Source organism: Herminiimonas contaminans, from assembly GCF_015645465.1.
Taxonomy (GTDB): Bacteria; Pseudomonadota; Gammaproteobacteria; order Burkholderiales; family Burkholderiaceae_D; genus Oxalicibacterium; species Oxalicibacterium contaminans.
This window is the reverse complement of the sequence record NZ_JADOEL010000006.1, coordinates 66,295-80,815: the sequence shown is the minus strand read 5'-3', so window position 1 is coordinate 80,815 and position 14,521 is coordinate 66,295. Positions and strand designations below refer to the sequence as shown.

Annotated in this window: 14 protein-coding genes and 1 tRNA gene; 9 read left to right on the top strand and 6 right to left on the bottom strand. The window is 56.1% G+C overall.

What is annotated here, in order from left to right:
• Positions 1–53: 53 nt before the first annotated feature.
• Genes IXC47_RS09575 through IXC47_RS09540 form a run of 8 tightly spaced genes read left to right on the top strand, consistent with a single transcriptional unit; the run spans position 54 to position 10,054 of the window.
• Positions 54–842: an ABC transporter ATP-binding protein gene (locus IXC47_RS09575; protein WP_195875479.1), complete on the top strand. Its 789-nt coding sequence runs from the start codon at positions 54–56 to the stop codon at positions 840–842.
• Complete coding sequence (locus IXC47_RS09570; protein WP_195875478.1) at positions 835–1,761, top strand: ABC transporter permease; 927 nt, start codon at positions 835–837, stop codon at positions 1,759–1,761. Before IXC47_RS09575 ends, IXC47_RS09570 begins: the two co-directional genes overlap by 8 nt.
• Before the next feature lie 44 nt (positions 1,762–1,805).
• Positions 1,806–2,711 (top strand): NAD(P)-dependent oxidoreductase, encoded by a 906-nt coding sequence (locus IXC47_RS09565; protein ID WP_230089493.1) that lies wholly within the window; start codon positions 1,806–1,808, stop codon positions 2,709–2,711.
• A 53-nt stretch (positions 2,712–2,764) separates the two neighbouring features.
• On the top strand, positions 2,765–3,775 hold the full coding sequence (locus IXC47_RS09560) for an Ldh family oxidoreductase (protein ID WP_195875476.1): 1,011 nt from the start codon (positions 2,765–2,767) through the stop codon (positions 3,773–3,775).
• A complete protein-coding gene (locus IXC47_RS09555) occupies positions 3,772–6,660 on the top strand; it encodes a molybdopterin oxidoreductase family protein (protein WP_195875475.1) in 2,889 nt (962 codons plus the stop codon). Before IXC47_RS09560 ends, IXC47_RS09555 begins: the two co-directional genes overlap by 4 nt.
• Entirely contained in the window at positions 6,657–7,388 is a 732-nt protein-coding gene (locus IXC47_RS09550; RefSeq protein ID WP_195875474.1) for a 4Fe-4S dicluster domain-containing protein, read from the top strand. Before IXC47_RS09555 ends, IXC47_RS09550 begins: the two co-directional genes overlap by 4 nt.
• 32 nt (positions 7,389–7,420) lie before the next feature.
• Positions 7,421–8,365 carry a dimethyl sulfoxide reductase anchor subunit family protein gene (locus tag IXC47_RS09545; RefSeq protein ID WP_195875473.1) on the top strand — a complete coding sequence of 315 codons (945 nt, stop codon included), beginning with the start codon at positions 7,421–7,423 and terminating at the stop codon, positions 8,363–8,365.
• Between the two features lie 6 nt (positions 8,366–8,371).
• On the top strand, positions 8,372–10,054 hold the full coding sequence (locus tag IXC47_RS09540; RefSeq protein WP_195875472.1) for a SulP family inorganic anion transporter: 1,683 nt from the start codon (positions 8,372–8,374) through the stop codon (positions 10,052–10,054).
• Between the two features lie 119 nt (positions 10,055–10,173).
• Here IXC47_RS09540 and IXC47_RS09535 read toward each other — a convergent pair.
• A tRNA-Arg gene (locus IXC47_RS09535) sits at positions 10,174–10,249 on the bottom strand.
• A gap of 200 nt (positions 10,250–10,449) precedes the next feature.
• On the opposite strand from IXC47_RS09535, the gene IXC47_RS09530 reads away from it, so the two are divergent.
• Positions 10,450–11,013: a c-type cytochrome gene (locus IXC47_RS09530; protein ID WP_195875471.1), complete on the top strand. Its 564-nt coding sequence runs from the start codon at positions 10,450–10,452 to the stop codon at positions 11,011–11,013.
• A gap of 69 nt (positions 11,014–11,082) precedes the next feature.
• Here the strand turns inward: IXC47_RS09530 and IXC47_RS09525 are convergent, their stop codons facing one another.
• The 5 genes from IXC47_RS09525 to IXC47_RS09505 form a co-directional block, all read right to left on the bottom strand.
• Positions 11,083–11,490, bottom strand: coding sequence for a hypothetical protein (locus IXC47_RS09525; RefSeq protein ID WP_195875470.1), 408 nt, complete (start codon positions 11,488–11,490; stop codon positions 11,083–11,085).
• 15 nt (positions 11,491–11,505) lie between these two features.
• Positions 11,506–11,898 (bottom strand): phage holin family protein, encoded by a 393-nt coding sequence (locus IXC47_RS09520; RefSeq protein ID WP_195875469.1) that lies wholly within the window; start codon positions 11,896–11,898, stop codon positions 11,506–11,508.
• A gap of 17 nt (positions 11,899–11,915) precedes the next feature.
• Positions 11,916–12,218, bottom strand: coding sequence for a DUF883 family protein (locus IXC47_RS09515; protein ID WP_175624514.1), 303 nt, complete (start codon positions 12,216–12,218; stop codon positions 11,916–11,918).
• A 274-nt stretch (positions 12,219–12,492) separates the two neighbouring features.
• On the bottom strand, positions 12,493–13,926 hold the full coding sequence (locus tag IXC47_RS09510) for a dihydrolipoyl dehydrogenase (RefSeq protein ID WP_195875468.1): 1,434 nt from the start codon (positions 13,924–13,926) through the stop codon (positions 12,493–12,495).
• 46 nt (positions 13,927–13,972) lie between these two features.
• Positions 13,973–14,452, bottom strand: a complete 480-nt coding sequence (locus IXC47_RS09505) for a hypothetical protein (RefSeq protein WP_195875467.1) — start codon at positions 14,450–14,452, stop codon at positions 13,973–13,975.
• Positions 14,453–14,521 lie beyond the last annotated feature (69 nt).

The window sequence follows — 14,521 nt, the reverse complement described above, 5'->3', positions numbered from 1 at the left end:
CGTTAAGTCGACACAGAGCGGCGCGAGCGGGCCGATTACATAGAGGACAGACCATGAACGGATTGCCACAGCCCCTGCTGGACGTCAGAGGGGTGACACTGCAATACAAGACCAAGGAGCATCTCGTAACGGCCACTTACCGGGTCGATTTCAAGGTGTATCAATCGGATCGATTTGTCCTGCTCGGCCCTTCCGGCTGCGGGAAGTCGACCCTGCTCAAAGCGGTCGGCGGTTACATGATGCCGACCGAAGGCGAGATGCGACTCAACGATAAGGTCATCACCAAGCCCTGGTATGACCGCATGATGGTGTTCCAGGAGTTTGATCAACTCCCCCCCTGGAAAACCGTCAAGCAGAACGTCATGTTTCCGCTACTGGCGAGCGGCAAGCTCAAAGGCAAGGAGGCCGAAGACAAGGCGATGTATTACATCGAGAAGGTCAATCTGTCGCAGTTCGCCAACCACTATCCCCATATGTTATCGGGCGGCATGAAACAACGTGTCGCCATCGCGCGTGGCATGGCGATGGAACCGGATATCCTCTTGATGGACGAGCCCTATGCCGCACTCGACGCGCTGACACGCAAGAAGATGCAGGATGAATTACTGCAATTGTGGGACGACACCCATTTCACCGTGCTGTTCGTTACCCACTCGATTGCCGAGGCTGTGAAAATCGGCAATCGCATTCTGCTGCTATCGCCACATCCCGGCCAGGTCACCGCCGAACTCAATAGCACCGGTGAAGATACCGTTGATGCAGATGGGAACTGTCTGACTGAGAAGATTAATCAGATGCTGTTTGCCGAACCGGTCGAAACAGAAGAGGTCAACCATGTCTGAAGTGTCCAGCATCAAGCGTTCAGCGACTCCGTCCAAGCCAGCCGGTGCCGTGGTACGTCTCAATGTAGAACGTCCGGAATACTACGCAAACCGGGCTCCCAGTACCGAGTTCGGCGTTGTACAAAAGCCGCTGACCTCATGGGACAAACTGTGCAACAACGGTGGTGCCCGCAAAGTCGCCATCCTAGTGACGCTGGCGCTGATATGGGAAATCTACGCCCGCTTTTTGAATAACGCGCTGCTGTTCCCGACCTTCTCTGCCACCATCGAAGCACTGGTCGCCGGCATCCTCTCTGGCGGCTTGCTCGCCAAGTGCTGGTTCTCGATCAAGATTTTGTTGATGGGATATGGCTCCGGTCTCTTACTCGCCGCGTTGCTGACCGTCTTCGCGATCACGTCACGCATAGGCCGCGATTTCCTCGAAACACTGACGTCGATGTTCAACCCACTGCCAGCGATTGCTCTGCTACCGCTGTCGTTGCTGTGGTTTGGCCTCGGCACCGGCAGCCTGGTATTTGTGCTGATCCATTCCGTGGTGTGGGCAGTCGCCCTCAATACCCATTCCGGCTTCCAGTCGGTCAGCAATACTTTGCGCATGGTCGGCCATAACTACGGCCTGAGCGGCTTACGCTATGTGTTTCAGATCCTGATTCCTGCAGCCTTCCCCAGCATACTCACCGGACTCAAGATCGGCTGGGCTTTTGCCTGGCGCACGCTGATTGCAGCCGAACTGGTATTTGGTGTTAGTTCGGGCAGCGGCGGCCTCGGTTGGTTCATCTACGAAAACAAAAATCAGCTGGAAATCCCCAGCGTATTTGCCGGTTTGCTCACCGTCATCATGATCGGCCTGTTTGTCGAGAACTTCATTTTCCGCGTGATTGAACAATGCACAGTACAAAAGTGGGGGATGCAAAATTGAACGCACCACATACCGGCGCTACCCGTATCGTTATCACCGAGTTCATGGATGAGCCCGCCGTCGCGCAATTGGCCAATGTCTTCGACACCGTTTATAACCCTGCCCTGGTCGATGACAGACCCACCTTGCTCGCCATGCTGGGCAATGTCGATGCGCTGATCGTGCGCAACCGTACCAAGGTTGATCTCGCATTGCTGGCAGCAGCACCTAAGTTGCGTGTCGTCGGCCGCCTCGGTGTTGGTCTCGACAATATCGATGTAGCCGCATGCGCGGCACGTGGCATCGATGTGTTCCCGGCCACTGGTGCCAACGCCGGTGCAGTTGCCGAGTACGTCATAGGCACCGCCATGGCCTTGCTGCGCGAAGCCTATACCCGCAGTGCCGAAACTGCTGCCGGTGCATGGCCACGCGCCGCCTTATCGAACGGCCGTGAAATTGCCGGTAAGACCTTGGGGCTGATTGGCTTCGGCGGCATCGGCCAGCTCACCGCACGTCTGGCGCAGGCGCTGGGAGTAAATGTGATTGCCTACGATCCGATGCTGGCTTCGGACGCACCGATATGGCATCAATCCGGCGTCGCTTGCAGACAGCTGCGGGTGGTACTGGAGCAGGCCGATATTGTGTCGCTGCATGTACCGCTGACGGCCGAGACTCGCAATCTGATTGATGCCGAAGCACTATCAAAAATGAAGCCGGATGCCGTGCTGATCAACACTTCGCGCGGTGAGATTGTGGATGAGGCGGCGGTCGCCAGCGCACTGCATGCGGGCAAGCTGGGCGGTGCCGCCATCGATGTCTTTGCACAAGAGCCGCTGGCAGCTGGCAATGCATTGGCCAATGCACCACGCGTCATCCTGACGCCCCACATTGCAGGCGTCACCACAGAATCGAATACGCGTGTCAGTGCACTAATCGCACAACGGGTCGCGGCTTATCTGCAACAAAATTAAACCCGCATGCCACGTACTTTATGTTCGCTTGTTAACCTGTTCTAGGGATCACTATGGCTTTGCTTACGATTGATCAATTAACATCTGTCGTCACGCTGGCACTTGAGAAAGCGGGCGCCAGCCCTAGCGCGGCGGCAGCTACCGCACACGCGCTGGTGGCGGCAGATGCACAAGGCCTGGCATCACACGGCGTATCACGCGTGCCGCAATACACTACGTTCCTACGCAACGGTCGTACCTCGACCACAGCAGTTCCAAAAATTACCAATAGCCGGGGGGGGGCCTGCCTGATCGATGCACAATCCGGCATGGCGTATGAAGCGTGCGGCCTGGCGATCAAGACTGCCACGGCCCGCGCGCGTGAGTTCGGCATCAGCTGTGTCGGCATCACCAACAGCAATCACTTCGGCGCGGCGGCAGTACATCTGCGCCCACTGGCAGAGGCGGGCCTGGTCGGACTGGCATTCAGCAATTCACCGGCAGCGATGCCTGCGTGGGGCGGCAAGACGCCCTTGTTCGGCACCAATCCGATTGCTGCGATTTTTCCGCGCCGCGGCGGCGAGTCGCTGGTGATCGACCTCGCCTTGAGCGAAGCAGCACGCGGAAAGATCATGCTGGCCGCCAAAGACGGTAAACCGATACCGCTCGGCTGGGCCGTCGATAAGGACGGCAAACCCACCACCGATGCCAAAGCTGCTCTGGCTGGCAGCATGCTGCCGGTAGGCGGCGTCAAGGGCGCGATGATTGCGTTGACGGTGGAGTTGCTGGCGATTGCATTAACCGGCTCTGCTTTCGGTTTTGAAGCGGATTCGTTTTTCTCCGATGAAGGCAACCAACCCCGCTTGGGTCAGCTATTCCTGGCAATAGATCCCGGTGCGCTGGCTGGCTCGGATGTGTACTTCGATCGTATTGAAACCTTGTTAGGCATGATGCTGGCGGATGAAGGCGTACGTCTACCCGGGGAGCGACGCCACGGTCTGGCTACCAAAGCGGCGCAACATGGCATAGAAATTCCTGACGCCTTGCATGCCCAGATAGTCGAACTGGCCAGCCGCGCATCATGAACAAGGCCGAGCCGGCAGGCACCACGGAAGTTAAATGTACGACTTGCTATATGTGCGCCTGCCGCTGCGGGGTACGCGTACATTTGCGTGACGGCGAGGTACGCTACATAGACGGCAATCCGGATCACCCGCTTAACCAGGGCGTGATCTGCGCCAAAGGTGCATCCGGTGCGATGAAGCAGTATTCACCGGCACGCCTGACTAAACCACTGTTGCGCAAACCTGGTGCAGAGCGTGGCGCGTCAGAGTTCACCGAAATTTCATGGGAACAAGCCTATGCATTGTTGACCGAGCGACTGGCGAAGATACGCGCTACTGACCCGCGCAAGTTTGCCCTCTTCACCGGACGCGATCAGATGCAGGCATTGACCGGACTGTTCGCACGTCAGTTCGGCACGCCTAATTACGCGGCGCATGGCGGCTTCTGTTCCGTCAATATGGCGGCCGGCATGATCTATACCATCGGCGGCTCGTTCTGGGAATTCGGCGGCCCCGATCTGGATCGCGCCAAGCTGTTCATCATGCTCGGTACAGCCGAAGATCATCACTCCAACCCGATGAAGATCGCGCTGTCGAAGTTCAAACGCAATGGCGGCAAATTCATTTCCATCAATCCTATCCGCACCGGCTATTCCGCGATTGCTGATGAATGGGTGCCGATCAAGCCAGGCACCGACGGCGCACTACTACTGGCATTGATCCACGAAATTATTGCACTCGGTCTATATGACCGTGAATTTTTGGTGCGTTATACCAATGCCGGCCAGTTAATCAACCAGGATTCCGCCAGCGATGACTTTGGTTTGTTTGTCGAAGATGAAAGCACCGAAGTAGTTAACCCGATGTTCCCGCAAAACAAATTGTGGTGGGATCGTCTCAGCAAGCAAGCGGTACCGACACACACCGAGGGTGCCGATCCGCATTTACTCGGCAACTTCACCTTGCCGGATGGCACCGCCGTCGCGCCCGCATTCGAATTACTGAAAGAACGCGTTAAACGCTACACCCCGGAATGGGCGGCAGGCGTCACCGGCATTTCGGCTGCGTGCATACGGCGGCTGGCCAATGAAATGGGCGTGATTGCACGCGACCAAAAGATAGAACTGCAAATCCCCTGGACCGACAGCTGGGGGCGCGAACACAAGACCGTAACCGGTAATCCGGTTGCCTTCCATGCGATGCGCGGGCTGGCAGCACATTCCAACGGATTTCAGACCACGCGTGCGCTGGCGATCCTGATGTCGCTGCTGGGTACGATAGACAGGCCGGGCGGCTTCCGTCATAAGGCACCCTTCCCGCGCGCCATTCCTCCAAGCGCCAAACCGCCGAACAGTCCGTCTGCAGTGCAACCGGATACCCCGTTGGGCGGACTGCCGCTTGGCTGGCCGGGAGATCCGAATGATTTGTTCGTGGATGACGCTGGCGAACCAGTGCGCATCGATAAGGGATTTTCGTGGGAGCATCCACTCTCGGTTCATGGCCTGATGCACAACGTCATCACCAATGCATGGCGCGGTGATCCGTACCCGATCGATACCCTGTTGATTTTCATGGCCAATATGGCGTGGAATTCCAGCATGAATACCAGCGAAGTGCGTCAGATGCTGAACGACAAAGACGACAACGGTGAGTACAAGATTCCGTTCCTGGTGGTGTGCGATGCCTTTCAATCCGAGACGACCGCTTTTGCTGACCTGATACTGCCGGATACGACCTACTTGGAGCGGCATGATGTGATGTCGATGCTGGATCGCCCGATTTCAGAATTTGATGGTCCGGTGGATGCGGTGCGTATCCCGGTACTACCACCGACCGGAGATGCCCGGCCTTTTCAGGAAGTGCTCATCGAACTGGCCGGACGCCTCAATCTGCCGGCCTTTACCAAACCGGATGGCAGTCGCAAGTTCCGCGACTACCCGGACTTCATCGTCAATTATGAAACCGAGCCCGGATCAGGTATAGGTTTTCTGGCCGGTTGGCGCGGCCGCGGCGGCGAGAAGTCGATGAAAGGCGAACCCAACCCCAAACAATGGGAGATGTATGCAAAGAACGGCTGCGTGTTCCATCACAAGATGCCACCGTCCTATAGCTACATGCGCAACTGGAACAAAGGCTATATGGAATGGGCGCAGCGCATGCGCATCCGCCGCTTTGCCGATCCTATCCTGATTCATATCTATTCCGATGTGATGCAAAAATTCCGTCTCGCAGCGCAAGGCAAACGTGCGGGCAAACAACCGCCGGAACGTCTGCGCGCACGCATAGAAACCTACTTCGATCCGCTACCGTTTTACTACGAGCCGCTGGAAGTACAGAGCGGCGACACCAGCAAGTACCCGCTCAACGCAGTAACACAACGACCGATGGCGATGTATCACTCGTGGGATGCGCAGAACGCATGGTTACGCCAGATCCACACGCATAACTATCTGTTCGTCAATCCACTGCTGGCACAAGCCAACGGCATCTCTGACGGCGGCTGGATGTGGGTTGAATCCATGTGGGGCAAAGTACGTTGCATGTGCCGCTACAGTGAAGCGGTGGAACCCGGTACGGTCTGGACCTGGAATGCAATCGGTAAAGCGGCTGGTGCCTGGCATCTTGAACAGGGAGCCAATGAATCGCAAAAAGGCTTCTTGCTGAATCATTTGATTTCGGAAGAATTACCGCCGGCAGCCGACGGCAGCCGTTTATCCAACTCAGACCCGGTCACCGGCCAGGCCGGCTGGTACGACGTGCGGGTGCGTATCTACCCGGCCGGTGCGGATGAACCGAAACAAACCTGGCCACAGTTTGCCACCATGCCGGCGCTGCCTGGTACCAGCACCATCAAGCGTGTCTGGATGGCCTATAAGGCAGGCGGCACGCAAGGAGGAAACAAATGACGCAAATGGCGCTGGTAATAGACCTTAACGTGTGCGTTGGCTGTCAGGCTTGCGTCACCAGTTGCAAATCATGGAACACTTCCGGCGCAGCCGGGACGCTGGCCGACGACCGGCCCTATGGTGAAGACCCGACCGGGACGTTTTTTAATCGCGTGCAAACGTATGAAGTCGGGCGCTTTCCAGCCACCGACACGGTGCATTTCCCCAAATCATGTCTGCACTGCGAAGAACCGCCATGCGTACCGGTGTGCCCGACCGGCGCCAGTTACAAGCGTGCCAGCGACGGCCTGGTACTGGTCGATTACGATAAGTGCATAGGCTGCAACTACTGCGCCTGGGCTTGTCCGTATGGCGCACGCGAGCTGGATGAGCACCGCAAGGAAATGAGCAAGTGCACGCTGTGCGCGGACCGCATTGATAATCAGTCCTTGCCACCCGAAGACCGTCAGCCGGCATGCGTCATGGCATGCCCGACCAGCGCGCGCCTGTTTGGCGATATCCATGATCCGGAGTCCGTCGTCTCGGTTGCCATCCGCGAACAAGGCGGCTACCAACTCATGCCGGAATGGGGCACCAAACCATCCAACCATTACCTGCCGCGCCGCAAAGTAGAAATCAAACTGCACGAAGATGAACTGGAACGTATCGAAAATCCCCTGCGAGTCGATGGCAAGTTGCCCAAACCAGCTCTGCACGAGCCGTCGCTAGATGACGTCACCTCTTGGTAAGTACACTCAATCGCCAGACAGGATAGCTCGCCATGAATCCCGCTTTCTCCGTCATTTTTCTGACCACGCTGATCGGCGTCGGGCAAGGTTTGTTCATCGCCTTATATGCAGCACATTTACTCGCCCTGCTCGGTCTGGTGACACCCGCTGACAGTCATCAGTTCCAGACTCTGGGCAGCCTGCTGTCGCTGGCCTTCCTCGGCCTCGGACTGTTTGCTTCGTTTTTTCATCTCGGTCATCCGGAGCGAGCCTGGCGCGCAGCGACGATGTGGCGTACATCGTGGTTATCACGTGAGGTCATCGTGCTGCCATTTTTTATGCTGGCCGTATGCGCATATGGTGCGGCACATTTTTTGGGAGGAACTAAGAGCGCAACACTGCTAGGTGGTATCGCATTGATACTCTGCGTCACGCTATTCATTTGTACCGGCATGATTTATGGCTGCATCAAGTTTTTACAGGAATGGGCCACACCGCTGACGATTGTTAACTACACCTTGTTCGGCTGCGCATCCGGCTTCACGCTGGCCACCGCTTTCAGCCTGCCGACTGCACCCGCACTCGCCCCCGTTTTTGGCATTACGGCTATTGTTCTTACATTGATGTCCTTACTGACCCGGCTCGCATCGCTGGCCCGCAATGCTCGCCTAAAGCCACGCTCGACACTACAAACCGCGACCGGCATTCGTCACCCGCATATCGTGCAGAAAGCACAGGGATCGATGGGTGGTTCATTTAACACGCGTCATTATTTCCATGGCAAAAGCAGACTGTTCTTTCGCTCCGTCAAATGGATCTTCCTGGTGCTGGTATTCCCGCTACCGCTGCTATTGCTAGGCAATGGCCTGCTGCATGCGTCGCTGCTCTTGCTGGCTAGCGCATTCGTCGTACAGTACGCCGGTCTGATTGCGGAGCGCTGGTTCTTTTTTGCACAAGCCAACCACCCGCAAAATCTGTACTACCAACAGATTTCCTGATTCCATATGGACGTCAAGCTCAGGCGCTTCTTTCCTTTTCTGCACTGGGCACGTCCGACTGCCGAGTCCTTGCGGCGTGACATGTGGGCTGGCCTCAGTGTCGGGCTAGTACTGGTTCCGCAAGCGCTCGCGTACGCCACGCTGGCTGGCATGCCACCGCAAACCGGGCTGTATGCGGCCTTGTTACCCAGCGTCGTCGGCATCTTGTGGGGTTCATCCGTGTTATTAGCGGTGGGCCCGGTCGCGCTCACCAGCATACTCACGTTCGGCTCACTCTCCGCGATGACCTCGCCGCTTAGCGCCGACTGGGTCGCGCTGGCAATCTGGCTCTCGCTCTATGCGGGCGTAATCCAGTTCCTGCTGGGTGCCTGCAAGATGGGCAAGATCACTTATCTGGTATCGCAACCGGTCGTGATTGGCTTTATCAACGCCGCCGCTGTCATCATCGTACTGTCGCAACTGCCCGGTTTGCTGGGGCTGAATTTGCACACGGACTCGCTGCTGACACAGCTCGATAAACTGCTGACGGGATCAGAATCGATGCTGTGGACCAGCGCGTTCGGACTCGTTTCCCTGATCCTGCTGCTGGCATTGAAGCGCTATACGCCTAAGGTTCCAGGCATGCTGGTGGTGACGGCATTAGGTATCGCAGCCAGTTGGGCGTTTGATTATGCGGGGCATGGCGGAGCAGTGGTCGGTGCACTGCCAGTCGGCTTGCCACCATTGTCGCTACCTCCTGCCATAGGCTGGCAGGCGCATCAGGCATTGTGGCCGGCTGCAACTATATTGGCACTGGTGAGTTTTACTGAAGCCATGTCGAGCTGCCGCGTACTGGCACGCAAGACCAACGAACGCTGGGATGAGAATCAGGAGTTGATAGGCCAGGGTCTGGCCAAGATCACCAGCGGTTTCAGTGGTGCGTTCCCGGTCAGCGGCTCGTTCTCGCGTTCTGCTTTGAACATCTACGCTGGTGCCACGAGTGCATGGGCTTCGCTGATTGCAGCGGTCTGCATCCTGATAAGCCTGTACTTCCTCACGACACCGATTGCTTACCTGCCGTATTCGGTATTGGCTGCGATGATTATGGTGCCGGTATTCAAGTTACTGGATTTTGCGGCTTTCCCGCGCCTGTTTCGCATTTCACGCGATGACGGCCTGGTCGCGGCAGTCACTTTTGCGGTCACCTTATGGTCGACGCCCAGCTTGCACTATGGCGTGTTTGCGGGTGTTGCCATCACCATGGTGTCTTTTCTGTATCGGCATACGCACCCGAGGGTGGTTGAAGTCGGTGTGCATGGCGACGGCACTTTACGTGACCGCAAGCGCTTCCAGCTACCGCCCCTTGCACCGGATATTCTGGCCGTGCGGATGGATGCAACGCTGAATTTCCTGACCGCCGCTACGCTGGAACGGTTTATCGCCGAACGCCGCAGCACGAATAAAAACATTAAACGCATACTGCTGTGCGCCAGTGGCATCAACGACATAGACGCCAGTGGCATCGAGACCCTGATGTCCTTACAGCTCAGCCTGCAGGCAGATCAACGAGAACTGTACTTCACAGCTGTAAAGAAGCAGGTATGGGATGTATTGGAACGTGCCGGCCTGATTACAGTAATTGGCCAGGAGCACTTGTTTCAAACTGATAGGGAAGCGATAGAGAGCTTGGTGCGGGCACAAAAAACATGACAAAGAAGCAAGTTCTGCACTGGACGGTAAAACCGCATTGCTATTCCTGTATTCCGGTACCGGGCGCGTAGCCGCCAGCGCGTACACATACACATATAGACGATGACTTCCCTGGGATTTGGTGCGGCTGGCTGGAATCGAACCAGCGACCCTTGGCTTCGGAGGCCAATACTCTATCCACTGAGCTACAGCCGCATGAAGGACTACTGAAGAGGCCTGCAGGATACCGTTTTTCTGACTTTCCGTCCACGTAAAGCGACGTTTCCCCGTTCCCTATCATTTGCTTTACGTCTATAATCGGGCGTTTGGCGGCCATTGTATTTGTGTTATCCGCCTGGGCATGCAGGGAGCGCATGCGCCCGTATAACGATTTTTATAATTGTATTGAGGGAATAATGAGCGACGCACACCACGAAGAAGAATCCGCGATCAAAACGCCTAAGCAACTCATCATGGCAATCCTGGCGGGCTTCCTTGTCCCCATAGTCTGTATCGTTTTACTGGTGCTCTATGTCACCAATGAAAAACACATTGGTGCCGGTTCTGATGGCTTATCGCCGGAAGCAGTCGCTGCCCGTATCAAACCAGTAGCAGATGACGGTTTCATCCTCAAAGATGTGAACGCACCTAAAGTCCTGAAAACAGGCGATGAAGTCTATAAGATGGCATGTGCCGCTTGCCATGCAACAGGCGCAGCCGGTGCTCCTAAAATGGGCGACGCTGGCGCATGGAGCGCACGTATCGCTCAGGGTTATAGCACACTGGCCAAGCATGCAATCGAAGGTATCCGTGCTATGCCAGCCAAAGGTGGCAATCCTGATCTGGACGACGTCGAAGTCGAACGTGTAGTGGTCCTGATGGCCAATAGCGCAGGCGCAAAATTTGCTGAACCAGCCGTACCTGCACCGGCAGCACCAGCCGCTCCGGCAGCAGATGCACCCGCTGCTCCCGCTAAATAATTAACTCAGCGCCAAACAAAAAGCCGACTTGAAGTCGGCTTTTTTATTATCTGTTGCTTTCAGGCTGCATTACAAATGTTCGTGCAGCGCGACATGTTTGCTGCCCTTCTTTTTCTTGGACAGGAAATAAAGCGCTGTACCCGCACTTCCGACCACCAGGGCACCGCGCAAGATAGGACGCAATACCGAACGCTTGGTCAGCAAGGACACGCCACTGACGAGCAATGGCAACAAACGGCGTAGCTTTTCACCGGACAGGCTTTTCAGGTCGAACAAGTCGGCGACATTCGCAAACGCGGATTGCGCCCTGACACTGACCAGGCCTATCGCTGTTTTTGCAATCGCATCCGCACCGAGATTTTCACGTACGACATTACGTGCTTCACCGATGGCGACACGATAGGCTTTGCATTGCTCCAGCAATCTTTGCTTGCGCTGCGCCGTTGACTCTTCCGGCTCCTGATGATGTGTACTCATGCGTATCCTCTGCGATTACAACAACGCGTCATGGTCATTACGCAACTCAGCCATGGTTGCCGGCATCGACAATTTGCCTTCCCGCAGCAGGGATTGCACATACAGCAGGATGCCGACTGCGACCGCAGTAAAGATAATCGCAAGTATCAATAGAATCTTCCAGCCCAGTGCCGGCCAGCTCAGATAGACGATCAATGCACTCCAGTAAGCGAGGGCAAACCACGCGACGATCGCGCCGAGTACAAACAGCGCGACCAGCTTCAGTGCATTGGCACGGACTTCGGCCAGTTCAAGCGCTGCCAGTTCTATCCGGCTCATGAACAAGCCGAACATGTTTTTAGCGAGATTAACGGCGCCGCTGACCAAGCCGGGCCGGAAATCCGAAGAACGCGGGGTTTGCTGTTCCATATCGAATGCCGTGTGACTTACTTACGTGAGATCAGGAGTCCCACCAAGACGCCGACACCAGCCGAAATCGCAACTGCGCGCCATGGATTTTCATGCACGTAGTCATCGGTTTTTTCTGCCAATTCCTTGCCTGTTTCAATCGCGGCGGTTTGCACTTCATGTGCTTTTACCAGCGCGTTATCCAACAGTTGCAAACCGCGGTTACGCAACTCATCTGCGCGCTCACCCGTTGCGCTGGTTGCTTCACGAAATAATTCCTGGGCGTCTTTGACTAAGGTTTTCATATCGCTCCGAGTGGTTTTCAAGGTAGATGCTTTCATAATAGGGCCCCTTTTTTAATCTGGACAAAAGCAGTGTCGCGTTTCCAATATGGATTTGTCAAACGGACCTGCGTTGAGATGCAGCAGTGCGATTGCCTATGATATTGCTATTGTGATCCGGTTTTGACCGAATACTTATATCGGCAAGCAATGCTGTGACATGCACATTATTGTTTAGTTGCAATCGCGTCTGTCAGTTTTATCATACTTTGCCCGGCACGAATAAGCGTTACCGCACATTCAGGACAAATAAATCAGCCGAGCCTGCTTATTCTCAGGTGCCAGGCGTGCAATCAGTACAGTGCTCGATTGCATCCTCTTCCTTCAGCAGATTTTCCTTCAGCTCGCGCAAGGCCGTACGCAAGCCCTCTTCCACTACCGGATGGTAGAACGGCATATCCAGCATTTGCCCCACTGTCATCCCGCTTTGGCAGGCCCACGCCAGCAAATGCCCTATGTGCTCAGCGCGCGGTCCAACCATTTCAGCGCCGAGGAAACGATGCGTACCACGCTCGCCATAGACCTTCAGCAAGCCACGATTTTGGCGCATGACGCGGCTACGGCCCTGATTAGCAAAGGAAACCTGGCCGACTTCAAATTGCCGAGGCCTCAGGTCGCTCATGGTTTGTCCAATCACCGCGATCTGTGGATCAGTGAAAGCGATCATCAGGCGGGTACGCCGCAGGCCAGCCACCACCTCCGGGAAGCGCACCGCATTATCACCGGCGATACGCCCTTCATCCGCCGCTTCATGCAGTAGCGGGCGGTCATTATCGGCATCGCCCGCAATAAAGATCGCACTATTGCCGCACTGCATCGTCAATGAATCGAACAAGGGTATGCCTTGCGGATTCAACTGCAAACCCGTGTTTTCCAATCCGAGATTCTGTACGTTCGGCGTACGACCGGCCGCCGCCAGTACATATTGGAAGTGCTCGGTGCGCTCGTGGCCATCCTTGTCGCGCGATACAAACTCGACCTGTTCGCCGACCAGCCGCGCCGAAACCACGCTGGTGTTCAGACGCAAATCCAGATCCGCACCGATGCCATCAATCGCGCTTTGGTTAATCGCCGCGTCGTCCAGTTGCGCCACCCGTCCGCTACGCCCGAACAAGGCCACACGCACACCAAGGCGCTGCAAGGCTTGTCCCAGTTCCAGTCCGATGACGCCTGCGCCCACCACGGCTACCGACTCCGGCAAGTCGTCGCGCTCAAAAATATCGTCACTCGTGATCACGCGTGAACCCAGTACGCGCAATTCCGGCGGGATCTGCGGTGTGGAGCCAGTCGCAATCACGACGCGCTCAGCCATGACCTGGATATCGTCACCGACTTGCAAACAACCAGGAGAAACAAAACGGGCGTAGCCGTGCAAACGCTCGGCCGGGTCTATCGACTCCACACTTTCCACTACGAAGCCGACAAAACGATCGCGCTCGGATCTCACGCGCTGCATGACTTGCTTGCCGTCTATGCGCACAGGACCTGGATGCACCCCGAAACCCGGCGCCTCTTCTGCCGCATGCGCCGCCTCAGCTGCTGCGATCAGCAACTTGCTTGGCATACAACCGACGCGCGCGCAGGTCGTGCCATATGGCCCGCCCTCTATCAGGACAGCCGTTTTTCCATGTGCCTTGACCGCACGATAGGCAGACATCCCTGCACTACCGGCACCGATTATTGCAACGTCAAATGTAAGTGTTTTCATCGTGCTCCGTTCATGGAAATGCCGGACTTGCGCGAATGCAGGGCACTCAGTCGTTCCGGCTATGGAGTTCGGCGATATCTTCAATATTGCCGATCTGGATGACTACGGGATTGACCGAAGCCCAGCTTTGCATCGGGCGCCACGCAAAGCGCCATTCGTTTTGACCGGCGAGGTTCTTTGCCTTGGAAAAAATTTTGCCGAGCGGACTGGGTGCGCCATAGGAAATAGCCGCATCGATACCTGCCCAGTTCGGCAAGACCTTCTGCGCCGCACGGTGTACGCGCTCACCGAACTCCTCGGCGTCGTGCACCACCAGATAGGAATCTATGCTGGGCATGGCGTCGAACAAGGTGCCGTCCCAGGTTTTGGTCAGGCTCAGCACCAGGTAGCTGTCGTTAGGTAGCAGGATCTGGTCTGACGTTGGCGGGCTGAGACGAAACTCACCCAGTGATAAGGAACGCTCTAAGCCATTGCGTTCAGAAAAATAATACAGCTTGGAAGGACGCTTACTGTCAATCAAAGTCATGTTGCGGCCCCCGAAAATAATGATGATGGTGATACGCCGATAATTGGTACCAGCCCAGCCATTTTAAGC

Coding starts and splice junctions, on each gene's coding strand:
- IXC47_RS09510 (WP_195875468.1), bottom strand. CDS start 13,926: ATGAAAACACTTACATTTGACGTTGCAATAATCGGTGCCGGTAGTGCA.
- IXC47_RS09520 (WP_195875469.1), bottom strand. CDS start 11,898: ATGGAACAGCAAACCCCGCGTTCTTCGGATTTCCGGCCCGGCTTGGTC.
- IXC47_RS09505 (WP_195875467.1), bottom strand. CDS start 14,452: ATGACTTTGATTGACAGTAAGCGTCCTTCCAAGCTGTATTATTTTTCT.
- IXC47_RS09550 (WP_195875474.1), top strand. CDS start 6,657: ATGACGCAAATGGCGCTGGTAATAGACCTTAACGTGTGCGTTGGCTGT.
- IXC47_RS09555 (WP_195875475.1), top strand. CDS start 3,772: ATGAACAAGGCCGAGCCGGCAGGCACCACGGAAGTTAAATGTACGACT.
- IXC47_RS09565 (WP_230089493.1), top strand. CDS start 1,806: ATGGATGAGCCCGCCGTCGCGCAATTGGCCAATGTCTTCGACACCGTT.
- IXC47_RS09575 (WP_195875479.1), top strand. CDS start 54: ATGAACGGATTGCCACAGCCCCTGCTGGACGTCAGAGGGGTGACACTG.
- IXC47_RS09545 (WP_195875473.1), top strand. CDS start 7,421: ATGAATCCCGCTTTCTCCGTCATTTTTCTGACCACGCTGATCGGCGTC.
- IXC47_RS09570 (WP_195875478.1), top strand. CDS start 835: ATGTCTGAAGTGTCCAGCATCAAGCGTTCAGCGACTCCGTCCAAGCCA.
- IXC47_RS09515 (WP_175624514.1), bottom strand. CDS start 12,218: ATGAAAGCATCTACCTTGAAAACCACTCGGAGCGATATGAAAACCTTA.
- IXC47_RS09540 (WP_195875472.1), top strand. CDS start 8,372: ATGGACGTCAAGCTCAGGCGCTTCTTTCCTTTTCTGCACTGGGCACGT.
- IXC47_RS09560 (WP_195875476.1), top strand. CDS start 2,765: ATGGCTTTGCTTACGATTGATCAATTAACATCTGTCGTCACGCTGGCA.
- IXC47_RS09525 (WP_195875470.1), bottom strand. CDS start 11,490: ATGAGTACACATCATCAGGAGCCGGAAGAGTCAACGGCGCAGCGCAAG.
- IXC47_RS09530 (WP_195875471.1), top strand. CDS start 10,450: ATGAGCGACGCACACCACGAAGAAGAATCCGCGATCAAAACGCCTAAG.